This is a genomic window from Pseudomonas putida, assembly GCF_002906855.1.
Lineage (GTDB): Bacteria > Pseudomonadota > Gammaproteobacteria > Pseudomonadales > Pseudomonadaceae > Aquipseudomonas > Aquipseudomonas putida_N.
Genome location: NZ_MINI01000038.1, coordinates 1,371,753 through 1,392,622, shown reverse-complemented (window position 1 = coordinate 1,392,622; position 20,870 = coordinate 1,371,753). Strand labels below are relative to the sequence as shown.

Annotated in this window: 21 protein-coding genes; 8 read left to right on the top strand and 13 right to left on the bottom strand. The window is 59.6% G+C overall.

All coding sequences use genetic code 11. From position 1 onward, the window contains the following. Positions 1-69: 69 nt before the first annotated feature. Genes BGP85_RS19065 through parA form a run of 4 tightly spaced genes read right to left on the bottom strand, consistent with a single transcriptional unit; the run spans position 70 to position 2,130 of the window. Positions 70-669, bottom strand: coding sequence for a S26 family signal peptidase (locus BGP85_RS19065; RefSeq protein ID WP_058169294.1), 600 nt, complete (start codon positions 667-669; stop codon positions 70-72). Beyond that, positions 666-1,211 (bottom strand): DUF2840 domain-containing protein, encoded by a 546-nt coding sequence (locus tag BGP85_RS19060; protein WP_058169293.1) that lies wholly within the window; start codon positions 1,209-1,211, stop codon positions 666-668. The genes BGP85_RS19065 and BGP85_RS19060 overlap by 4 nt, the downstream gene beginning before the upstream one ends. After that, positions 1,208-1,495, bottom strand: a complete 288-nt coding sequence (locus tag BGP85_RS19055) for a hypothetical protein (RefSeq protein ID WP_058169302.1) — start codon at positions 1,493-1,495, stop codon at positions 1,208-1,210. The genes BGP85_RS19060 and BGP85_RS19055 overlap by 4 nt, the downstream gene beginning before the upstream one ends. Continuing rightward, the gene (gene parA, locus BGP85_RS19050) at positions 1,492-2,130 is read right to left on the bottom strand and encodes a ParA family partition ATPase (protein WP_058169292.1); all 639 of its coding nucleotides are present in this window, start codon (positions 2,128-2,130) and stop codon (positions 1,492-1,494) included. The genes BGP85_RS19055 and parA overlap by 4 nt, the downstream gene beginning before the upstream one ends. Between parA and BGP85_RS29330 the strand changes: the two genes are divergently transcribed. Continuing rightward, a complete protein-coding gene (locus BGP85_RS29330; RefSeq protein ID WP_255302662.1) occupies positions 2,129-2,260 on the top strand; it encodes a hypothetical protein in 132 nt (43 codons plus the stop codon). The genes parA and BGP85_RS29330 overlap by 2 nt on opposite strands. A gap of 159 nt (positions 2,261-2,419) precedes the next feature. Here BGP85_RS29330 and BGP85_RS19040 read toward each other — a convergent pair whose 3' ends face one another. From BGP85_RS19040 to BGP85_RS19025, 4 genes are all read right to left on the bottom strand, one after another. Then, a complete protein-coding gene (locus BGP85_RS19040) occupies positions 2,420-3,268 on the bottom strand; it encodes a replication initiator protein A (protein WP_197628665.1) in 849 nt (282 codons plus the stop codon). 26 nt (positions 3,269-3,294) lie between these two features. After that, positions 3,295-3,564, bottom strand: a complete 270-nt coding sequence (locus BGP85_RS19035) for a helix-turn-helix transcriptional regulator (RefSeq protein ID WP_425535491.1) — start codon at positions 3,562-3,564, stop codon at positions 3,295-3,297. Between the two features lie 90 nt (positions 3,565-3,654). Next, the gene (locus BGP85_RS19030; protein ID WP_063305736.1) at positions 3,655-4,461 is read right to left on the bottom strand and encodes a DUF2285 domain-containing protein; all 807 of its coding nucleotides are present in this window, start codon (positions 4,459-4,461) and stop codon (positions 3,655-3,657) included. Positions 4,462-4,782: 321 nt separating this feature from the next. Further along, positions 4,783-5,130, bottom strand: coding sequence for a DUF2958 domain-containing protein (locus BGP85_RS19025; RefSeq protein WP_058169286.1), 348 nt, complete (start codon positions 5,128-5,130; stop codon positions 4,783-4,785). Positions 5,131-5,395: 265 nt separating this feature from the next. Between BGP85_RS19025 and BGP85_RS19020 the strand changes: the two genes are divergently transcribed. Beyond that, a complete protein-coding gene (locus tag BGP85_RS19020; RefSeq protein ID WP_058169285.1) occupies positions 5,396-5,710 on the top strand; it encodes a helix-turn-helix domain-containing protein in 315 nt (104 codons plus the stop codon). Continuing rightward, complete coding sequence (locus tag BGP85_RS19015; protein WP_058169284.1) at positions 5,707-7,494, top strand: SIR2 family protein; 1,788 nt, start codon at positions 5,707-5,709, stop codon at positions 7,492-7,494. Before BGP85_RS19020 ends, BGP85_RS19015 begins: the two co-directional genes overlap by 4 nt. Before the next feature lie 52 nt (positions 7,495-7,546). On the opposite strand, the gene BGP85_RS19010 is transcribed toward BGP85_RS19015, so the two are convergent. Next, positions 7,547-7,861, bottom strand: coding sequence for a DUF736 domain-containing protein (locus BGP85_RS19010; RefSeq protein WP_058169282.1), 315 nt, complete (start codon positions 7,859-7,861; stop codon positions 7,547-7,549). 736 nt (positions 7,862-8,597) lie between these two features. On the opposite strand from BGP85_RS19010, the gene BGP85_RS19000 reads away from it, so the two are divergent. Beyond that, positions 8,598-9,134 (top strand): AAA family ATPase, encoded by a 537-nt coding sequence (locus tag BGP85_RS19000; RefSeq protein ID WP_058169280.1) that lies wholly within the window; start codon positions 8,598-8,600, stop codon positions 9,132-9,134. A 159-nt stretch (positions 9,135-9,293) separates the two neighbouring features. Here BGP85_RS19000 and BGP85_RS18995 read toward each other — a convergent pair whose 3' ends face one another. After that, entirely contained in the window at positions 9,294-11,378 is a 2,085-nt protein-coding gene (locus BGP85_RS18995) for a ParB/RepB/Spo0J family partition protein (protein WP_058169278.1), read from the bottom strand. A gap of 81 nt (positions 11,379-11,459) precedes the next feature. Beyond that, a complete protein-coding gene (locus BGP85_RS18990; protein ID WP_058169277.1) occupies positions 11,460-12,287 on the bottom strand; it encodes a DUF932 domain-containing protein in 828 nt (275 codons plus the stop codon). Positions 12,288-12,456: 169 nt separating this feature from the next. On the opposite strand from BGP85_RS18990, the gene BGP85_RS18985 reads away from it, so the two are divergent. From BGP85_RS18985 to BGP85_RS18970, 4 genes are all read left to right on the top strand, one after another. Continuing rightward, entirely contained in the window at positions 12,457-13,872 is a 1,416-nt protein-coding gene (locus tag BGP85_RS18985) for an SIR2 family protein (protein ID WP_197628657.1), read from the top strand. A 9-nt stretch (positions 13,873-13,881) separates the two neighbouring features. Continuing rightward, positions 13,882-15,609, top strand: a complete 1,728-nt coding sequence (locus BGP85_RS18980) for an ATP-binding protein (protein WP_071540785.1) — start codon at positions 13,882-13,884, stop codon at positions 15,607-15,609. Between the two features lie 108 nt (positions 15,610-15,717). Further along, positions 15,718-16,479, top strand: coding sequence for a Hachiman antiphage defense system protein HamA (locus BGP85_RS18975; RefSeq protein ID WP_058169271.1), 762 nt, complete (start codon positions 15,718-15,720; stop codon positions 16,477-16,479). A 95-nt stretch (positions 16,480-16,574) separates the two neighbouring features. Continuing rightward, positions 16,575-19,976, top strand: coding sequence for a DEAD/DEAH box helicase (locus tag BGP85_RS18970; RefSeq protein WP_197628659.1), 3,402 nt, complete (start codon positions 16,575-16,577; stop codon positions 19,974-19,976). Between the two features lie 42 nt (positions 19,977-20,018). Here BGP85_RS18970 and BGP85_RS18965 read toward each other — a convergent pair whose 3' ends face one another. Together BGP85_RS18965 and radC are read right to left on the bottom strand one after the other, a co-directional pair. Continuing rightward, entirely contained in the window at positions 20,019-20,276 is a 258-nt protein-coding gene (locus BGP85_RS18965; RefSeq protein ID WP_058169268.1) for a hypothetical protein, read from the bottom strand. Between the two features lie 79 nt (positions 20,277-20,355). Then, complete coding sequence (gene radC, locus BGP85_RS18960; RefSeq protein WP_058169267.1) at positions 20,356-20,865, bottom strand: RadC family protein; 510 nt, start codon at positions 20,863-20,865, stop codon at positions 20,356-20,358. Positions 20,866-20,870: the final 5 nt, after the last annotated feature.

The window sequence follows — 20,870 nt, the reverse complement described above, 5'->3', positions numbered from 1 at the left end:
GCAACAGCCGGAACGACACGCCTGATGACACGATGAGAGGCACGGCAACGTGCAGCGAATCGGCGGCCATCATGGGCGTGTCTCCAGCCACACTGGATGCGCAACGCCGATCACGGCGGATGCGCTGACCGGGCCGAAATACCGGCTGTCGAATGATGCGGGATTGGTCACGCTCAACAGGAACAGTTCACCCGCCTCAAGGCGACGGCAAAGCTGCCAGGATGGCAACGGCCGGCCCAGCCGGTCGGCGGGCAGCGCAGCCGCCATCGGCACGCCGTCGATGCGTACCTGACCGGCGACGATGCAGACGTGTTGCGGCGCGACCGCGCCCACACGTTTGAGCAGCGGAATGTGTGCCGGCAGGTAGCCGCGCTGCGCAGCGAGCGCGGCTACCTCTGGCGGCAATGTGGTCAGGACGACGCTGCCCACGGACAAGGGACGTGACAGCGAGTCGGCGCCGTGGCGCTGCGGCTCGACGCGATACCAACCGACCGGAACGCTGTCGGACGGGTTGTAGATCAGACGCGGCAGCGGCTGCACGAATGCCGCCCAGGTCAGCGCAGCGAGGCCGACGGCGGCGAAGCCCGCCAGCACGAGGTGAGCGCGCAGGCGCGAGCGAGGAAGCGGCGCTGCTTTGGGTGTGTGTGCGGTGGTGGGATGGGTCGTCATGGCAGCGCCCTCCCGGCCAGCCAGGCGGCGTGCCGCTCGGCGGTGTATTCGGGCAGCGGCAAATGCACGGCGAGCCGGTTGGCGAGCATGCGCCAGTACGCGGGCGACACGTCGATGGCAGCGATACCCAGCGCCTCGATGCCGTCGATGCGTTCCAGCACGGCGCGCACATTGGCGTCACCTTCGGCATGCAGCAGCAGGCACGCGCCTGGCTGCACGCCTGGGATGCGCTGCACGGCATCAAGCGGTGTAGCAGCCTGCATCACCATGAGTTGCCAGCGGATCGTGCCGTAGTCGTTGGCCTGCCAACGAACGCGGCAGAACATTGCACCCGGCATAAACATGGCACAGCGCCGCCAGCGATCGAGCTGGAGCGTGCGGGCTGGTTCGCCGAAGCGCAGGTAGAGCTTGAAACGCGGTTCAATGTAGGCGAGCGATACGCGCGTCAACGGCGCGCTGGCGGGTTGGCTGGAAGGTGATGTGTGCGCAGCCGTGGCCGCGATGGCGGCAGGTGCGGCAGCAGACAATGCGGATGTGGTCATGGCGTGTTCTCCATGCGGTGTTCTGGAAACTCGCGCTCCAGCAAACCGCGCAGCAAGTCGGCCACGGTCACGCCTTGCGTGAAGGCCGACACCTTGATGCGCGCCCGCATGGCGGGCGTGATGTCCAGGGTCAGGCGAGCGGTGTAGAGGTCGCCCTTGTTGAGCGCATCCGCGTCGCCTTGGCGAATCCAAGCCTCGGCGTGCGGATTGGCGGGCGGACGCGCGCCTATGCCGACCCGCTTGGCCGGGCGTTTGCCGTTGGGTGGGTTGCTGTTGTCGCTCATGACGGCCACCGCAGCAGTTCATCGACCAGCGCGGTGATTTCCTGCGCTGCCGCACTATCGGGGGCCGTCTCCCGCGCCAATCGCCCCGCAGCCACGCTGTCGGCAAAGACGATGCGCTGGCGCACCTCGCTGCGCAGCGCTGGCAACGGCTGTTCGGCCAAGGCTTGCCGTGCTTCGCGCCCGATCACCGTGGTGCTGACGCGCCGGTTGATGACAAAGGCCGCGCGTAGCGCAGGCCGGAACACCTGAGCCTCACGAATCAGCGCCACCATCTCTGCGCTGGCCCACAGGTCGTAGGGGCTGGGTTGTACCGGGATCAGCACCCGTTCGGCCGCCAGCAGCGCAGAACGCGCCAAGGCGGCGATCCTGGGTGGCCCGTCGATGATGACGTGATCGGCTCGCCTGGCGAGTTCTGGGACTTCCTGGTGCAGTGTTTCGCGCGCCAGGCCCACGGCGCTGAACAGCCGAGGCAAGCCCTGCTGGCTTCTGCGCTGTGTCCAGTCCAGTGATGACCCCTGCGGGTCGGCATCCAGCAGGACGACGTGCAGGCCGCGCAAGGCCAGTTCCCCTGCGATGTGCGTGGCGAGCGTGGTCTTGCCGACGCCGCCTTTCTGGTTGAGCAAGGCGACGATCATGGCGCGCCCCTCCAGCTTGGAAGAGCAGACTGTTTTTGCCGTGCCGAACGGGGTGGTTTTTGGAGTTTTTGCTGGTTGGTTTTTCGGCCTGCGGCAGTTGTCCACCGCAATGCTGTTTCTCTATCAATAGTTAGAGAATTTAAGTTAGTAATGTTAGAGGGATCGCAAACCCGCGCCGTTACTGGCTTTCCGGCGTTTTCGTACTCCTGATAGCACGATAGGCGTACTCCTGATAGCACGACACCTCTTACTCCTGATAGCACGACCCCATCCACAGCTTGTCCCGCTGTTATCCCCGTGCCGTCTGCGGCACGGGCCGGAAGGTCAGCAATTCCATGTCGTCCTCGGGAATCCGTACGATGCCCAGCTCGTACCCCGGCAGCGATTGCCGGGCAACCAGCGCCCGCAGGTCGTAGGCGAAATCCGAGAACCGCGTGCTGCTGCCCGACTTGCGGTGCAGATGCCGGAAGTCGAACTGCCAGCCGTATTCCTGCCGGCCGCCATGTTTGCGCACCAAGCGGTACAGCCAGCGCTCGATGCCACCCGTGAGGCGGAAGTACGTCGGGTCGATGGTCAGCACCAGGGCGGCGTCCAGCACGCCCGCATAGAACCAGTCCGGCAGGATCAGCTCGATGCCCAGCGGTGTGCCGTTGGCATCGGCCAGCTCCTTCCACTCGTTGATCCACGAAAATCGGTGCAAGCGCCTTCCCGTGGTTTCGCGGATGGACGTTGCCACCGTGGTCGATTGCAGTCGGTCGAGCGCGGCCTTGAGGCGCTGGTAGTCGCGCAGCGATTTGCCGCGCCCGATGAAGCGCAGGATCTCGTAGGGCGTAGCCTGCATCCGCCGGGACGGCTGGATGCCAGCGTCCTTGGCTTCGACGATCTGGCTGGCGGCCCAGATCAGGATGTCGGCATCCCAGATGGTGGCGATGCCATGCTCCTGCGTGCCTTCCACGCGGATAGTGATATTGCCGCTGCGAAAGTCGATCGGCGCGGTGCGCCGCGATTTCGCTAGCGAGAAAAACGGATAGGCCATCAAGTCCTGGGCATCGCGCGGTGCCATGTCCTCGCCCGGCAGGGCGCGGAACAGGTCGAGCTGTTCGCGCTGCTGCAAGGCGTGCCCTGATGGGTGGGACATGGCGATGGCCACCCACGCGCCGCCGGTCAGCGACCATCACGGTAGTCGCCCGCGTGCCGTTCGGCATATTCCGGGTCGGAAGTCGCCTCGTAGCTGCGTGCATCGGCCCAGGCATCGAGGTCGGACACTGCGTACATGACGCGGCGACCGAACTTGCGAAACTTCGGGCCACCACCGATGACGCGCTGTTTCTCCAGCGTGCGCGGTGACAGGCGCAAGTAATCGGCAGCTTCATCGTTGGTGAGATAGCGCTGGGGTTGTGCGGGTGTGGCAACGGGAGCGGCGGCAGGCCGCAAGGGAGCGGGTCGCATGGGATGTACCTCCATCAAGCCCGGCCACACAGCGCAGCCGGATAGAGGCAGTCTCAAGAAACTTGGGGCTCTTGCTCAGGGACGTTCTGCTGCGGATGCGAAACGTCCCCCCTCATGCGAAGTGACAGCCGGAAGCTGTGCCAGACGGCGATAACCGCCGCGCATCAGCCCATCGCCCCGGCGCACCAGCCGCCGCACGCGGGCGCGCAAAGCACTGTCTGCGTGCCAGTCGGCGGCAACGGCTTCCACACCAAACAGCCCTTCGGCCACCTCCCGCAAGGACGCACCCGCCAGGGTCGCGTCCAGCGCCTGCAGCGTGTGCAGTTCCAGCAATGCGGACAGCGGCGGGCGTGGCCGGACGGTCGCCGCAGGTGCGGCACCGGCGGCTACAGCGATCTTGTTCAATTCGCTCGCCAGGGCTGCATAGCGTTCGCAGGGCGCGGTGCAGGCCCGGATGGCATAGGCGTACGCCATGCCATCGGCCAAGCCTGGGGCGAGCACGAAGCGCAGGCAGCAGCCGGGCCAGCGTGCCACCAGCACCAGGCGCTTGCCGTCATGGATCAGGTGTTTGTGGCCCGGTAGCTTCCAGAACTCAAAGCACAGGGCGTCGGGTGGAGGATCGGCATCCGGGTAGAGCTGCACCACGGCATCGTGATCGGGGAACCAGGCCGGGTGCGCGTCCCGCGCATCCAGGGCGGGATCTTCCAGCAGGCGCAGCCCCCAATGCCCGGCAACATCCGGTTGGCGACGAAAGCGCAGCCAGTCGCGCTGGTAGTCCGGGTGACGGCGCAGGTACTCCCAGGCCAGCGCCGGGCTATCCAGGTGCAGAACGTAGAGATAGGCCGCCGTGGCATACCACGGCTCGGCACTGCGATCAGCCATGAGGTAACCTCCCTGTGCTGGGGGTGCGTCGCCACGGCGAAACGGCGTGCTACGAGGCCATCGTCAAAACGTCATGGGTGAAGCGTAAACTGGCAGTGTCAAGACCGATGAACTCCGATGCGTTGCTGAAATCGTCCGAGTGCGACGGCGGCAACGCACTCCAATGGCATGCCGCGTCGGTCAGCTTGCCGCAGCCCGCGCCAGGCATCATGACCGTTTCGATCTGGCACGCACCGCTTCGGTGCAACACTGCCGATTCAGACCGAACGGGTCACAGACCAGACCGAAATAGACACAGTGCGCCTCGCTTTGCGGTGGCGCTCAATCGGTGATCGAGCCGTTGTCTTCGGCCAGTCGCAGGTATTCCGACAGCCGCCGCACCGGCTGGAAGTATCGATCCCGCATCACGGGCTGCTGGCGCGGCCCGACGATGGCGGCCAAGTCGGACAGCTTCACCGTTCCCAGTGCAGGCATGCCAACCCCCAAGTCGATCAGGCCGTGGGCGGTATCGCCATCGGCGGGGTCGAGCGAAGCCAGCAGCCAAGTGGCATGCGCATCTGGCGTGAACAGGCGCACCACAGGCAGCGGGTCAGTGTCCTGCCCGGCTGCGCGGGCCTGGCCGTTGGACAGCAGGCGCGTGCGCTCGTCCGCGGTGATGAGCAATGTCATGGCTGTACGTCCACGGACTTGCGGAACAGCAGGGGCGGTTTCACGCCTTCCAACGAAAGCACCAATGCGCAACCCCACGTATCCGCAGAGACGTAGAGGCACGAAGGCACATGCACGGAAGTCAGGAAAGACACGGATCAGGCTCTCCGCTTTTGAAGAAAGCCGCCAATGCGGATTTCAGTAAAGGCACAAAAATAGGTGAGATTGGATGAATGAGTTAAATATAACGTGGTTTTAATTGTGCTGCGAATCGACGCTTCTGTCTATGCAGAAGCGAACCGTCCAGCGCGGCCGACCGGCCGGCTCAACCACCTTCGACGCCGAGCTGGCCCAGGCCTTCGGCGCGGCGGTGCGTGCGCTGCGCACGGAACGCGGCATCGCCCAGGAAACGCTGGCCAACCTGGCCGGCGTCGAGCGTTCCCATATGGGCAAAGTCGAACGCGGCGAGCACCAACCCACGCTATCGCTCATCTTCAAGATCGCAGGCGCGCTCGGATGCAGCACGACAGTGCTGATGGCCGAGGCCGAAGACCGACTCGGCCAACCTGGCACCATCTTGACCAAGACCGAAGATCAATGACACTGCTCCACAACGACCCCATTACCCAGCTTGCGTTTTCCGTATATGAGAACAAAGGCGTCTTCGCTGTTCTACTGGGGTCGGGCCTGTCTCGCTCCGCAGAAATTCCTACAGGTTGGGAAATCACGCTGGACTTGGTGCGACGCGTAGCTGAGGCTCAAGGCACCCCAACGCAATCAGACTGGGCGAAGTGGTATCGCGAAAAGACAAGCCAGGAACCGAACTATTCCGTACTGTTGGAAGAAATCGCTAGTTCGCCGGACGAGCGCAGAGCGATCCTGCATCGCTACATCGAGCCGGATGAACAGGATCGCGAGGAAGGTCGGAAGACGCCAACCAAAGCGCACCACGCCATTGCGCAGTTGGTTCGAGCCGGGTATGTGCGGGTCATTGTCACCACCAATTTCGACCGGCTCATGGAGAACGCCCTCCGGGAACAAGGGATTGAACCAACGGTTGTTGCTTCTGAGGATGCGCTCGCTGGTGCCGAACCTTTGACCCACAGCCGCTGCTATTTGCTCAAACTGCACGGTGACTACAAGGATGCCCGTATCCTGAATACCGATCAGGAACTGAGTGCCTACCCCGATGGCTACAACCGATTGTTGGATCGCATCTTTGATGAGCATGGTTTGATCATCTGCGGCTGGTCAGGCGAGTGGGATCATGCCTTGCGTGAAGCCTTCCTTCGCGCCCCAAACAGGCGTTATCCGGTCTATTGGGCCGCACGCGGAACACTGGGATCGGGCGCACAAGAATTGGCGACACACAGAGCAGCAAGGGCCATTCCAATCAATGGTGCTGATGAGTTTTTCCAAAGTCTTCAGCAGCGAGTAGAAACCCTTGAACAGAGCCAGCGTCAGAACCCTCTGAGCGTAGAGTTGCTGGTCAACAGTGCCAAACGCTATCTAGCCAAGCCTGAGCATCGCATTCAGTTGGATGAGCTTTTCGCCCAGGAGACTGATCGACTGCTCGATCAATTGGATAGTGAGATATTTTCTGTGCAGGGGCAATGGAGTCACGAAGATTTTCGTACAAGAGTTCAGCAGTATGAGTCCGTAACCGAGCCGCTGGCCCGCATGGCCGGCGTCCTTGGGAGATGGGGCGACGGCAAGGACTTTGATGTGGTGATGGATGTGCTTCGCAGCATGTACCACCACGCTGGAAAGATCGGCAGCGGTCTGACTTACCTGCTGCATCTTCGTTCCTATCCCGCCGTTTTGATCTTCACGGCCTATGGGGTCGGGCTGACCAAAGCTGCGCGATGGGACACGCTACTCAAGCTGTTCTTATGCGTACTCGCCTCGGAAAATCGCGAACCACAACGAGTTGTCTCGACACTGTTCCTCTGGTCGTGGGCAGGCGGTGAGCAACAGATCTGGCAGCAAATCGAAGGCTTAGATCGACACAAGACGCCATTGAGCGATCACCTTTTGGAAGTGATGACCCACTGGCGAAAGAGCTTCACAGGGGCTGATGCAAATTTCGAACTGTTGTTCGAGCGCTTCGAATTGATGGGATCTCTGGCCGCCTTCCATGAGAATGATGAGGCACAGCTGGAGAAAACCATCGAGGCATCAGCGGCACGCAATGATGTGCTTGCATGGATGCCAGTTGGTCGATCCGGTTGGCATAACGCCGTCGCACGGAAACTGCTTCAAGAGCTTGAGGATGAATCTCAAGTTGCTGAGCTTTTGAAGGCAGGCTTCGCTAAGGGGAGCCGCCGTTTCCTTCAACTCTTCGTCGAGAATTTCAAGCTGTACACCAGACGCATGAACTGGTAACGCATTCGTAGTGCTGAAGCGCCCCGCCATAATGAGCGAGGCGCTGCAGTTTTTACGCCGCCTTGGGCTTGCTGCGCGACCAGATCAGGTCGTGTGCGCCGTCCTCGCCTTCGATCAGGCGGGCATAGACCGTTGCAGGGAACGATGGGTCGTCAAGGGTCACGGACACATAAGGGCGTCCGGCCTCACTGGTTTTTTTCCACGCTGCGCCGATGTCGTGGCCAGCCGCTTGCAGGCGGTAGCCGGGTGCGCTCTCGTTGTCACCCTTGTCGTTAGGAACCAGCTTGACCTTGACGTTGAGCGTCAGGGTGCGAAGCGTGCCGGTGAAGCCATCTTTCTCTGCGGTGAAGGTGCCGATGTTTGCCATGATGAATTTCCTTTCGGTTGAACAGGGTTCGCGCCCATCGCGTCCTGTTGTGATCCGATCGGTGGGGGACGGGCTGGCTGCACCGCTTGCGGGCGCAACGTAGTGGAGCGCCTGGAAGCGAAAAGAATTTGTCCCGCGAGGAATGCGCGCAGCGCAGGGGAAATTGTTTTCGCTGGAAGGTTGCAGCCATAGAAGCCCGGCCACCGCCAGGATTCACAAACAGACAGGACGCCTTGGGACGACCCACTCCGAAAGGAACATGGCCGACTCGGCTTCCCGCGTGACGGCTTCACCGGCTTGCGCCCTGGCACGGGCAAGGACAACGCCCAACGACAAGGTGAAAGCGTCCCTGACGTAGCAGGCGGCCTCTTGCTTGAGGCGTGGCGTGGAAGCTCCATTGCAAGGCCGGGTGGCGTGTCGGTGAACCGTCCTTCGTGACGTACAGGCGACGAACCGCCAGCGTCGAGGACGGCACGCTTTCGTGCAACCTGCGGCAGCAAGCCGGGGCGTAGGCCCACAAGCTCCGCCCCTTGCGGCGGGGCGCGGCCTTCACCGCAAGCGCAGCGCGCAGCGCCGCAGGCGCGAAGGCGAGAGGGATTGACGCCGAATGGCCGTGACGGCGAAGACGGCACGGGGCACAGCCCGAAAGCCCGGCGGCGCAGTGCGCCGACACGCCGTGCATTCCCCAATGTTGCCAGCGGCGCCATGCTCTACTTATGACTCGGATACCCACACCATGAACCACTTCATCGTCATTTCCGGCTGCTCAGGCGGCGGTAAATCAACACTGCTCACCGAACTCCAGCAACGCGGATATGCCGTGGTGGAAGAGCCGGGACGGCGCATCGTGCAGGAACAAACGCATACGGGCGGACGAGCCTTGCCGTGGCTCGACATGGCGGCCTTCTTGCGCCGAGCCATCGACCTGGCGCGGGAAGACCATGCCAATGCTGCACACGACAATTCGCAATGGGTGTTCTTCGACCGTGGCGTGATCGACTCTGTAGCAGCATTGCAGGCGCTGACCGGCGAGCCTGTGCTGGACAAACTTGGCCAGCAGTATCGCTACCATTCCCATGTTTTCCTGGCACCGCCGTGGCCGGACATTTATGTGCAGGACGCGGAGCGCCGCCATGACATGGCTGCCGCGCTGCTGGAATTCGAGCGGCTCCAGCGCACCTATCCGGCGCTGGGCTATACCGTCTCGCTGTTGCCCAAGGTCGGCGTAGCGCAGCGCGCCGACTTTGTACTGGAAGCCCTGGCAGGTCGCTGACCTGCCACGTGACCGCTGGGCCTTTCAACCGGGCGCGGCCACTGCCGCGACCGGATTTTTGACCACCGGCCCCAAGGCGGAACGGCTTGGGGCCGGTGCTGACCGGACAGCGAAACGCCTTGGCCGAAACCAAGGCGCTTGCTTCATCAGATGGGAAGGTCACGCGGCCAGTGGCTCGGCCTGCGGCTGCTCATTCGCCACGACAGCGGCTTCCTCCGGTGCTTCGGCTTCCTCGTCTGTCTTCACGTCCTGCGCGTCCTGCTGCGGGGCTTCGGTGCGGAAGATGGCGGGCATCCAGCCGGTGCCATCGGCCAGCCGTTCGGCTTCGCTGGCAATGTCGCCTTTCTTCAACTTCGCCAGCCGGGTGACGTGCTCCGGTGCGAACTCGTCCACGGATTCCAGAATCGCGGCCTTCGGCACATGCTGGAAATAGCCGTCTGCGGTCGGCTGCCACCATGCCGACATGTCCAGCCCCACTGCCTGCGCCAGTTCGGCACCCGGCTGGTGCTGCGTGGCGCGGGGCGTCACCACATCGACCGTGGATGCCACGCATACGGCCAGCAGGCGCACCAGTTCATCCTGCGGCTTCGCCAGCAGTGCGGCGAACAGTTCGGCGCTGTCCTCCGGCAAGGCTTCACCCGCTACCTGTTGCAGTTCGCGCAGTGCCACGGCGGCGGGCGATTCCGGCCAATCCGGGGCCATGCCTTCCAGCCGATCTTGCTGGGTCAGCTTCACGCCCAGCGGCAGGTCGTGGCTGTAGTGGCTGCCGTGCAGTACGGTCTGCACCATGCCATGCACCAGCGAGGCCAGCGCCACCTGCGGATGCCGGGCCACTTCGATTTGCAGCGCGGCGGTACGGTGGGCACTCAAGCGTTGCGCCAGCCGGTCGGACATGGCGGCGGGCTTGGGGGCGTCGTCGGTTTCCTCGCCGGTGTCGTCGTTCCCGGCTTCGCCCTCGCTGCCGAAACCTTGCCGCAGCCGTTCAAGCGTGCGCAGTGCCTTGGCCTCGGCTTCGCGCAGCAGGCCACGATGAATCACGGCCTCGCCGTTGCGGTCGATGGTGACGATGGTACCGGCGGCAGCTTTGACGGCTTCCCCGTAGTCCTGCAAGCCATCTTCCAGCGCCTGCAACTGTTCGCCCAGGTGTTCGCCTTCCTCCTGCAAAGCGTCGGCCTTTTCTTCATCGTCGGCGTCCAGGGCGGCATCCACGGCCTCGGCCAGCGCCTGCATCTTGGTTTGCAGCTTCTCGATGCGTTGGGCTTCGCGTTTGTTCGGGCTGCGGCGCTGTCTCGGGGCGCGCTGGAAGGCTTGCAGGTCGGCATGGGTCGTGCCGGGGGTGGCATCCACCCATGCCCAGCCTTCGGCCTTCACCTCGGCGGCAAGGCTGGCCAGCTTGTCCTGCGCCAGCCGTTCCAGCAGCGTGGCATCGGTCAGATACACGCCGCTATCGGCTTCCGCGAACAGATCGCGGCGGGTGCCACCGCCTGCGGCCTCGTAAGCATCCAGCCCAACGAAGCGCACCAGCGGATGCCGGTGGGCATCAATCTCGCGCTCGGTCAGGCGGTCGCGCAGGTTGTGCGGGCTGCGCTGCCATGTGGGCGCATCGTAGAACGCAGCTTCCTGCGCGGCGTGGTCGTCGGTGATGGCAAGGGCCATCAACTGGTCAAGGCTCACGGCTTCGGCCCGGTAGTCGGCCAGCAGGCGCGGCGACACGTTGGCGAGTTTCAGGCGACGTTGCACCACCAGCGGCGTGACGCTGAAATCTGCGGCAATGTCCTCGATGGGGCGGCCTTCGGCCACCAGCGCGGCAAATGCCTCGAACTGGTCGGCGGGGTGCATGGCTTCGCGCTGCACGTTCTCGGTCAGGCTGGCGGTGCGGGCGGTGCCATCGGCCACCAGCAGGCAAGGCACCTCCCATTCCTTGCTGATGCGGCGCTTCTTCGCCAGCAGCTTGAGGGCGGCAAGGCGACGGCCTCCGGCCACGACTTCGTAACGCTCGCCGTCAGCGGTCGCGGTCACGATCAGGTTTTGCAGCAGGCCGACACGCTGGATGCTGGCGGCGAGTTCGGGAATCGACATGCGCGGGGTCTTGCGCACGTTGCGGCCCGTAGGGCGCGATACCAACCGCGACAGCGGCACAAGAATCAGATTCTTGCTCGGGTCGGCGGCTTCCAGCAGCACGGCAGGCGCGGCGCTGGCCGTGGCGTGGATGGCTTGGGCTTCGGTGTGGTTGATGGCGTTCATGGTGAAAACTCCTTGCGATGATGAAATGCAACAGCGAATGACGCGACAAGGGTTGCTGCCTGCCCCTGCCGCGCAGGGAAATCAGGCTTTCAACTGGCGCAGGCCATCGGCCAGCAGCCACAGGGCGCGATTGAGACGAATATCGGAATCAATGCCCTGCACCGGGCGGGTCTGCTGACGGCGTCCGTTGGCGCTACGCCCATGCAAACCGCCTTTGGTCAGGTTCTCTTGGGTGCGGTTGAACACGCTCCACAAGTCCGGGCGGCGGTCGTCGAACCTGCGCGGCATCAGGATTTGCGATTCGGTGATGGGTGCGGGCTTGTCCGGGTCGTCGTACTTGAGCGACAGCGCGGCGCGGGCGAATACATCGGCCTCGCCTTCGTCCAGCGTGATGGCCTGCATGGATTCGCGGGATTCCAGCGCACGGTCAAACCCGTGCAGTACCTGATAGGCACCTTCGATCACTTGTCCGGCCACGTCGCCCTTATGCGGCACGCGCACATCGGCCACGGTGCCGCCGCAAACAAGGCCATTGCTGCAAACGAAACGGAACATGCCGGCCAGCATCTGGTAGCTGCTGGTGCCATCGTGCGAGTTCAGCAGGATGATTTCGTTGGCCTCGCCTCGGGCGCTGATCTGGCTGGCATGGCGCAGCCGGATCATGTGCTTGGTGTAGTCGCGCCGATCTTCGTGGCGGGTGCGGGTCTGCGTCACCATGAAGGGCTGAAATCCTTCCTTGCGCAGTTCGGTCAGCACCGTAGCGGTGGGGATATAGGCGTACCGCTGGGAGCGGCTTTCGTGGGGCGCTTCCGCAAAGATGGACGGGGCCACGCGGTGAATCTGGTCATCGGACAGCGGGGAATCGCTGCGCAGTACCGGGGAACGGGAAGCGAAACGGGATGCAAGCATGGTCTTTCTCCTGACGAAAAGGGTTTGCTGTTCAAACCGCACACCGGATTCCTAGATTCGGAGCCCAGCCTTTCGGCTGTTCGGTGCGGTTGGCACGAGGAACCCGGTTGGCCCTGTTGCCACCGTCTTTCCTGAGTTCATCGCCCGCGACGGTCAGGAGCCCACGGACGTGGGCCGTCAAGGAGAAAAGCGTCAGGTAGGTGCGGCCCGCAGGCGCAGCCGAGGACACGGCCTGACGCGCCTTGATGGCACGCGGCCACGGGCTACAGTCGCGAGCAAGGTGATGGGGTCAGGAGAGACGGCTGGACATGGCAACGGCCGCCGTGATGTGCAAACCGCACGCAAGCGAAGCGCGCAGGCCCGAAGCTGCAAGCCGGGCCGTAGGCGTCAGGGATGTGCAAGGCTGGCGAATGCCAGTCCCGTCAGGGATGAGCGAACAGCGAACCTGGAGCAGCGCGGTCCGCGAAGCGGAGACGCAAGGCTCTTCTTGGCTTATTATCTATTTGTAAGCACCTACAACCGAATCACTTTTTCCAAGTTCAGGAATCTCAAATATAAAAAGGATAGAGCTTTGTCTGATGTCAACTACGAAAAGCAAGCTCAGGACTATTACAGCAAGGCTCCCATCATTATTTTGGGTAGTGGAGCCTCGGCTGCCCATGGAATGTCTGGTATGTGGGGGCTTGCGCAGCATTTGATAAAGAATACTGACGTTTCAGGGCTCTCTGATGCTGAGATGGAGTCTTGGGGGATGTTCTGTAAGACACTGACAGAAGGCGTGGATTTAGAGGCAGCTCTCCACCGAGTAGCAGTATCTGAAGTGCTGACGTGCAGAATCATCAATTCCACTTGGTCACTTATAAATCATGAAGACTGCGGCATCTTCAAGAGTGGCTTGCAAAATAGCTCGATGTTCCCGTTGAGCCGCCTGCTTGAACATATGTTCAAAACAAGCCTAAAAAAAATAAATATCATCACTACAAATTATGATCGTTTGGCAGAGTACGCGTGCGAGCAAAGCAGGATTCATCACTACACTGGTTTCACACACGGTTTTTTCCGTCAACTGGCCACGCCCGATGAACTGACCTGCTCGCGCAGAGTGAATATTTGGAAAGTACATGGCTCTCTAGACTGGTTCCAGTCACCACTAGAGGACACTGTCGCAATTTCGGGCTCACAAGAAATACCTGAAAACTACAGCCCACAGATTGTCACGCCTGGCACGCAAAAGTATCAGAAGACGCATCTTGAGCCATTTCGCTCAATCATAAATAATGCAGACGTAGCCATTAACGAGGCCGGATCATATTTGTGCATCGGATATGGATTCAATGATGAACATATTCAGCCAAAACTTATGGCCAAATGTCAGCGGCATGGCGCACCAGTCACCATCATTACATACGCGCTTTCCGAGTCAGCTAAAAGACTTATCCTTGGCGGCAAAGCACAAAATTATTTAGCCATAGAGCGAGGAGAAACGGACAATCAGTCTATTGTCTACTCCTCCCTGAGCAGCTCTGCAATTACAGTAGAGAAAAACATCTGGAGCCTTGAGGGCTACTTATCACTCATCATGTAGAGAGGACATATGCCAATATTCAACTTTAGAGATGAAGAAGCACTCGGGAAAGTTGCCTCGGTTGACACCACGAATGTCATTGTGGACGTCGAGAATGTGTCTCATCTGAAGAGGCTTCAGGTTAATCATCTCGCTGTACTTCAGAGTAGCAGGCCAGGACAGCACCTGATTGGTCTTATTACGCAAGTGACAAGAAAGCGCGGCATTGAGAATCTTTCTGATGACGGAATCGTAGACCAGAATTCAGAGTTGAATTTGTGCCGCATTGCATTAATTGGAACCATGCTGGATCGCGATGGCTCCAAGGATAATGTTTTCCGCCGAACACTTGAAAGTGTTCCTGAAATAGATGCAAACTGCTTTGCTCTCGAAGGCGAGAACCTCACTGGATTTATGCGCACTCTCTCCAGTGTTTCAGCCGACGGCAATGCATTGACGCTCGGAAAATACACTCTGGATGACAATGCAGTAGCCTACCTTAATGGAAATAAATTCTTCCAGCGCCATGCCTTTATTGGAGGGAGCACAGGGTCTGGGAAGTCTTGGACAACTGCCAAAATTATTGAGCAGATGTCAGGACTTTCTACAGCGAACGCCATTGTCTTCGACCTCCACGGAGAATATGTGCCATTGACGGGGCCTGGCATTCAGCATTTCAAGGTTGCTGGGCCTGCAGATGTTGAGGCCCAACGCACTATTTCTGATGGTGTGCTTTACCTGCCTTATTGGCTACTTTCTTATGAGGCGCTAGTTTCCATGTTTGTGGATCGCAGCGACCAAAATGCCCCTAACCAAGCCATGATTATGGCTCGGGAGATTAATCAGGCAAAGAGAAAGTACCTTGAAGAAAACAATCAACAAGACTTGCTTAAGCATTTTACTGTAGACAGTCCAGTGCCGTTTGATCTTGACTTCCTGATGTCGAGATTGAATGAAATAAACATTGAAATGGTTCCGGGTTCGCGCGGAGACAAGCAAGGCGATTTCTTCGGAAAGCTCGCGCGAATGATTTCTAGGCTTGAAAACAAAATTTCCGATCGCCGACTAGGATTTATGTTCAATGGCGGTGGAGATGTTCTCGATTTCACTTGGCTTGAGAAATTTGCCAGTGCTGCTCTTGGAAGCACAGGGGAGAACGGAAAAGCAGGCATCAAGATCATTAACTTCGCCGAGGTTCCATCGGATGTTTTGCCTCTAATTGTCTCCCTTGTTGCACGAGTTACGTTCTCAGTGCAGCAGTGGACACCGTCAGAGCTCCGCCACCCCATTGCGCTTCTTTGTGATGAAGCTCACCTGTATATGCCTCAACGAAATATGGCAGATTCCGCCGACGACATTTCTTTGGATATATTCGAGCGCATCGCCAAAGAGGGGCGAAAATATGGCGTCAGTCTGGTTGTAATCAGTCAACGTCCATCCGAAGTAAACAAAACGCTGCTTAGTCAGTGCAGCAACTTTGTATCTATGCGCCTGACTAATGCCGAAGATCAAGGTGTTATCAAACGCCTGCTTCCCGACAGCCTTGGCGGATTCAGTGACATCCTTCCCACACTCGATACTGGCGAGGCGTTGGTTGTTGGGGATGCCAGCTTGTTGCCAAGTCGCATCAGAATCGACGAACCACAGAATAAGCCAAATAGCGGGACAGTGAATTTTTGGGATGAATGGCAGAATCCAGTCAAAGATAACCGGCTAGTGATTGCTGTCGATAACTGGCGAAAGCAGAATATTCAATAGCCTAAATTTGCCACATTGCATAGATGAAAACCTCAAGTGGTGGCCACTTATTTGGCAAGAAACCAGGAAGTTTCAATTCGGCTTAGCCGTTAATAAACCGGAGGGGGAATGATTAATCTTGCGAAGTGGTGCGTTGAATCTGAGGAGACATTTGCGAAGCACAAGTTACGCCGAATGGCCGTTAACGCAGCGACGCAGACGCAAGCGGTCAACGCAATCGCGAAGGCTATACCTGACTACTACACAGATCCGCAGCGCGTTGCGTCTTTGCTGAAGAAGCTAGGTAAACCGGCTGCTGCTGCCCATGTCGAGCAGAAGCTCCCGACGAAGATTTCCATTCGCTCTGGCGATCTCGGCGAAATTCTTTGCAACGCTTACGTTCTCGAAGCTACGTCTTTCAGCCTCGGCATCAAGCGCCTGCGCTGGAAGGATCATCGCAACATGTCGATGCGCGGCGAAGACGTGCTTGCCTTTGAGCTGGGGCCGAAGAACAACCGCTTGAAAATCCTCAAGGCTGAAGTGAAAAGCCGGGCCGCAATGAGCACCGCCGTTATCGGTGACGCCAGAGTAGCTCTTTCCGCAAATAGCGAACTTCCATCACCGCATGCACTCGCCTTCGTCGCTGATCGTTCGCACCAGACCGGCGACACAATCCTCGGCGATGCTCTGGACAAGGCTCAACTAGAGGACGGTATCCGACCGTCGCAGGTGTCTCACATGCTCTTCACGTTCTCGGGCAACAACCCGGTAAAGCTACTGAAAACGAATCTCCAAGCCTATTCGGGTTCAGTGCCGCAGCACTATGTGGGCCTTCATGTCCAAGGGCACCAGGACTTCATCAAGGCGGTCTTTGCGGCAGTGAGCAAATAATGGCCGCGACACTTGAAGAACTCAGGACGAGCATCGATGCAGCCACAGTGCCAGGATTCCGTGCCCGTCTGCTTGCACGGGGGCTGGCACGCGGGATGATCTGGCGCGAGGGCGTGCTGCCTGAGGAGGCGCCGAACTTCGGTCTAGAGTTGTCGGATGACCTGTTGTCCTACGGCTACTCACTGCTGCTGCATGGCCTCCGCTACACCGACTTAGGAGGTGATGCTGCGACAGCGCGCAAGGCATTCGAGGTGTCTGCTGAGGCGCTTGAAGCTGTGGTCGAACGGGGAGCGGCCTATGCCGAGCGTGACTTTCACCGCCTTGTCGCCGCAGCCGCCTACCACCTAGGTCGATTCTCGGCTCGGGCCTACTCGCTACTATTCAAAGGACTCGCCAAGACAAATCTTTCAACGATGGAGAAGGCGCTGGCCAAGCTCATGCTCCGTGACCTTGATGGCTTGGCTGAGGATATTGGTGCATGGTTCGCCGCTGGTCGAGGAAGTGAAGAGGCACTTGTCGCCGCGCTGAGCCAGTCGAACGTGCAAGACAACGGCGTGGGTGCAATAGAGGAAGAAGCACATGACGGGAGAATCGACGTTGTGCTCATTGCCCTCGAAGACAACTTCATGGCTGCACTGGCGACCGCGACGCTAGCGCTGGAGCGCGGCGATGAAGCGTTGCTGTCACGAGCACGCGAGCGGCTACAGAACGGCATCGAGGTTGCCGCTGACCTCGAACTCGTACCTGCGTGGTGGATTCATCGCCTGACTATCCACCTGCTGGGCGACCTCTGGGACACCAGCTTCCACAAGGTATTACCGCTGGGAGGACTCCCTGGTAGCGATGTCGGCGATTGGGCACGATTGCGCAAGCTCTTTATCGCTTCTCTCTATCGCAGAAGCAAAGCCGAGATAGAACTCTGGCCATCGCAACTTCAAGCAGCGCGGCGCGTGCTCGATACAGGCGTGAACCTAGTGCTATCGCTGCCGACCAGTGCCGGCAAGACGCGCATCGCTGAACTGTGCATACTGGCTAGCCTCGCACGCGGCAAGCGAATCGTCTTCGTCACTCCACTTCGGGCGCTATCGGCACAGACCGAGGCCGGGCTACGGCGCACGTTCGCCCCACTGGGCAAGACCGTTTCGAGCTTGTACGGCAGCATCGGCGTCAGTGGAGCCGACGTCGATGCGTTGCGCTCAACGGACATCGTAGTCGCCACACCCGAGAAGCTTGACTTCGCACTGCGCAGTGATTCAACACTGCTAGACGACGTAGGCCTCGTGGTGCTCGACGAAGGGCACATGATTGGTCTAGGCGAGCGGGAAGTACGCTATGAGGCTCAGATTCAGCGCTTGCTGCGACGTTCCGACGCGGCCGAGCGACGCATCGTGTGCCTATCGGCAATACTACCTGATGGGAACCAGTTGGAAGACTTCGCGGCTTGGTTGACATGCGACCAAGCTGACGGACTAATTAAGGACGACTGGCGCCCAACACGGCTACGCTTCGGCGAGGTTGAATGGAAGGGCCAGCATGCCCAGCTCAGCGTGAGTGTGGGTGACGAGAAGCCCTTCATCCCGAAGTTCATAGTCGCGAAGAAGCCAAGTCGCGGTCGTGCCAGAAAGCTGTTCCCATCCGACCAAGCGGAGTTGTGCATCGCGACAGCATGGCGACTAGTGGAGGAAGGCCAGACTGTCCTCGTGTTCTGTCCGATGCGTCGATCAGTGCTGCCGTTGGCCGCGACCATCATTGAGATGCACAAACGTGGACACATTGATTCGGTGCTTGAGCAACCTGTGTCTGCGCTTACTACGGCACTGGCGGTCGGCGCGGAGTGGTTCGGCCACGATCATGACCTTCTTGCATGCCTGAGGCTTGGCGTTGCGGTACATCATGGCGCGCTACCCACACCGTACCGCAAAGAGATCGAGCGATTGCTACGTGAGGGTGTACTACGGGTAACAGTATCGTCACCGACGCTGGCCCAAGGGCTCAACCTCGCTGCGACTTCACTCATCTTCCGCGGAGTGAGGCGAGGCCGGGATCTCCTCGACATTTCAGAGTTCCGTAACGTAGTCGGCAGAGCTGGCCGAGCCTATATTGACGTCGAAGGACTTGTGCTATATCCGATGTTCGATAGACACAGGCAACGGCGAACCGATTGGCAGGATTTGATCGCGAATCAGGGCGGTCGAGAAATGGAAAGCGGCTTACTCCGGCTGATAGTGGCTTTACTTTCCCGCATGGCGAAGCAAATAGGCACGAGCGATATGGGAAAACTTCTCGAATACGTCGCCGGACAGGCCGTGTGGGAATTCTCAGCAATTGCGTCGGAAACGGCTGAAGAGGCGACTGAAGAACGACAACGATGGGATCGGCATTTGGCGAGCCTGGATACCGCGATCTTTAGCTTGCTTGGCGAATCCGTTGTGTCCTATATGGAGGTGGGAGCCAAACTTGATGAGATGCTAGTAGCCTCACTTTTCCAGCGGCGCCTTGTCCGCTACAGTGAAGACGTTCGCAAGCTGTTACCTGCGGGTCTTCATTCTCGGGCCAAGTACATCTGGAACAACACCACTACTACGCAGCGACGTGGTTACTTCCTGGCTGGTGTTGGATTCACCGCAGGCCAAGCTCTTGATGAGCATGCATCGGAGTTGGAGCACCTGCTTCTCGCGGCCAACGTGAACGTCGATCTCAACGACGAAGACGAGGCAATAACGGCGATCACGGCTTTCGCCAAAATCGTATTCGACATCGCACCTTTCAAACCAGAAAGATTGGTCGCTAACTGGCAGTCCCTGCTCAGGCGATGGCTCCTTGGACAGTCAGTGGTTGATGCCTCGTCCAAGGACAACGACGAGGACATCCAGTTCATCGAACAGGCGTTCGTCTACAACCTACCCTGGGCAATGGAAGCGGTCCGAGTTCGGGCCGAGGCACATGAGGATATATCCTCTGACGAGGTGAAATTATCGGAGTACCCGCGAGCGAACGCAGTTGCCGCAGTTGAGACGGGTACTCTATCAGTTGCGGCTGCTACGCTGATCAAAGCTGGCTTTGGCTCGCGTCTTGGTGCGATTCAAGCTATCACGTCCACCGGGGCGAGTTTTGATTCAATGCGCGGTCTGATGGCTTGGCTTGCGTCGGAGGATGTAGTAAATCTTTCTGCTGCTTTGGATTGGCCGACACCGGAATCGCACGCACTATGGGCTGCGTTCAACGGCCCCGATGGGGTCGAGACCACGCAAACCTGGGATGCGACTGAGTACAGGAGCAACATTAAGTGGCACGGCGTTCCAATGCCGCCTGGTACCCCCTTGCGTATTGGCGGTGGGCCTGGGCGGGAGTGCAGCGTATTCACAGCCGATTTCCAAGAGATTGGTATGCTCAGATGGACACCCAGTAGCAAGGGCTTGATTGTTGCAACAGCGACTGCAAACGCTGCGAAGTTCGATCTTGAATACCTCGGCCCTGGCAAAGTGACAAGAAAATGAGTCCAGCCGCAACACCATTACCTTTGTCATCACCATGCGTGGTCAATAACTTCGGGAACTGGAGATAGAATTTTCGGTGCCTGGATTGCGCTGTGCGATCTGCAACTGCACCCGCGGCATTGCCGGTTGCAGCCGCGCCATCAATACACCCCTCGGTGGCAAGGCGATTAGGTACTCGGCAATATGGATGCTCGACCTGTCCAGTTCCAGCGATTCGATCTGCTCGCGCTTCTTGCTGGTGTAAAGGCTGATCCCCTGCGGCGAGGCTTCTTCCATTTCTCGGATTATGGAGGCATCCAAGTCGCTTTCCTACCAGCTATCCCGCAGCGCCACGAAGTCGATGATGCAAGGGGCACTCATCACTGAATCGCCCCTTTTGTCATAACAAGCCATCCTCAGCAAACGACACCGTGCTTACTCCGGCGACTATGACATGATCCAGCGTGCGCACCTCCATCAGCCCCAGCGCCTCCTTGAGTCGCTGCGTGAGCACCTTGTCGGCACTGCTCGGCTCGGGATTCCCGCTCGGGTGATTGTGCGAGAGGATGACCGCTGCCGCATTGAGCCGCAGCGCCTCCTTGACCACCTCGCGCGGATACACCGATGCACTGTCGATGGTGCCGTGGAACATCTCCCGGTACTCGATCAGCCGGTGGCGCGTATCCAGAAACAGCACCGCAAAGACTTCATGCTCAAAGCCTGCCAGCTTGTTGCGCAGGTATTCCTTGACCAGCGCCGGGGAAGTGAACTCAGCACCACGCTGCATCTTCTGCTCGATGGCCTGGCGTGCCGCTTCAAGAATTTGATCCACCGATGCCGGCGAGTAGCGCCCCTGGGCGTCACGCACCAGCAAAGCGTCATCGAACAAGGAAAAAGACAGTTGCGACATGACCG

Excerpts from the sequence above, each read along its gene's own strand:
- BGP85_RS19065 (WP_058169294.1), bottom strand. The coding sequence starts at position 669 with ATGACGACCCATCCCACCACCGCACACACACCCAAAGCAGCGCCGCTT.
- BGP85_RS19060 (WP_058169293.1), bottom strand. The coding sequence starts at position 1,211 with ATGACCACATCCGCATTGTCTGCTGCCGCACCTGCCGCCATCGCGGCC.
- BGP85_RS19055 (WP_058169302.1), bottom strand. The coding sequence starts at position 1,495 with ATGAGCGACAACAGCAACCCACCCAACGGCAAACGCCCGGCCAAGCGG.
- BGP85_RS29330 (WP_255302662.1), top strand. The coding sequence starts at position 2,129 with ATGGCGCGCCCCTCCAGCTTGGAAGAGCAGACTGTTTTTGCCGTGCCG.
- parA (WP_058169292.1), bottom strand. The coding sequence starts at position 2,130 with ATGATCGTCGCCTTGCTCAACCAGAAAGGCGGCGTCGGCAAGACCACG.
- BGP85_RS19040 (WP_197628665.1), bottom strand. The coding sequence starts at position 3,268 with ATGTCCCACCCATCAGGGCACGCCTTGCAGCAGCGCGAACAGCTCGAC.
- BGP85_RS19030 (WP_063305736.1), bottom strand. The coding sequence starts at position 4,461 with ATGGCTGATCGCAGTGCCGAGCCGTGGTATGCCACGGCGGCCTATCTC.
- BGP85_RS19025 (WP_058169286.1), bottom strand. The coding sequence starts at position 5,130 with ATGACATTGCTCATCACCGCGGACGAGCGCACGCGCCTGCTGTCCAAC.
- BGP85_RS19020 (WP_058169285.1), top strand. The coding sequence starts at position 5,396 with ATGCAGAAGCGAACCGTCCAGCGCGGCCGACCGGCCGGCTCAACCACC.
- BGP85_RS19015 (WP_058169284.1), top strand. The coding sequence starts at position 5,707 with ATGACACTGCTCCACAACGACCCCATTACCCAGCTTGCGTTTTCCGTA.
- BGP85_RS19010 (WP_058169282.1), bottom strand. The coding sequence starts at position 7,861 with ATGGCAAACATCGGCACCTTCACCGCAGAGAAAGATGGCTTCACCGGC.
- BGP85_RS19000 (WP_058169280.1), top strand. The coding sequence starts at position 8,598 with ATGAACCACTTCATCGTCATTTCCGGCTGCTCAGGCGGCGGTAAATCA.
- BGP85_RS18995 (WP_058169278.1), bottom strand. The coding sequence starts at position 11,378 with ATGAACGCCATCAACCACACCGAAGCCCAAGCCATCCACGCCACGGCC.
- BGP85_RS18990 (WP_058169277.1), bottom strand. The coding sequence starts at position 12,287 with ATGCTTGCATCCCGTTTCGCTTCCCGTTCCCCGGTACTGCGCAGCGAT.
- BGP85_RS18980 (WP_071540785.1), top strand. The coding sequence starts at position 13,882 with ATGCCAATATTCAACTTTAGAGATGAAGAAGCACTCGGGAAAGTTGCC.
- BGP85_RS18975 (WP_058169271.1), top strand. The coding sequence starts at position 15,718 with ATGATTAATCTTGCGAAGTGGTGCGTTGAATCTGAGGAGACATTTGCG.
- BGP85_RS18970 (WP_197628659.1), top strand. The coding sequence starts at position 16,575 with ATGATCTGGCGCGAGGGCGTGCTGCCTGAGGAGGCGCCGAACTTCGGT.
- radC (WP_058169267.1), bottom strand. The coding sequence starts at position 20,865 with ATGTCGCAACTGTCTTTTTCCTTGTTCGATGACGCTTTGCTGGTGCGT.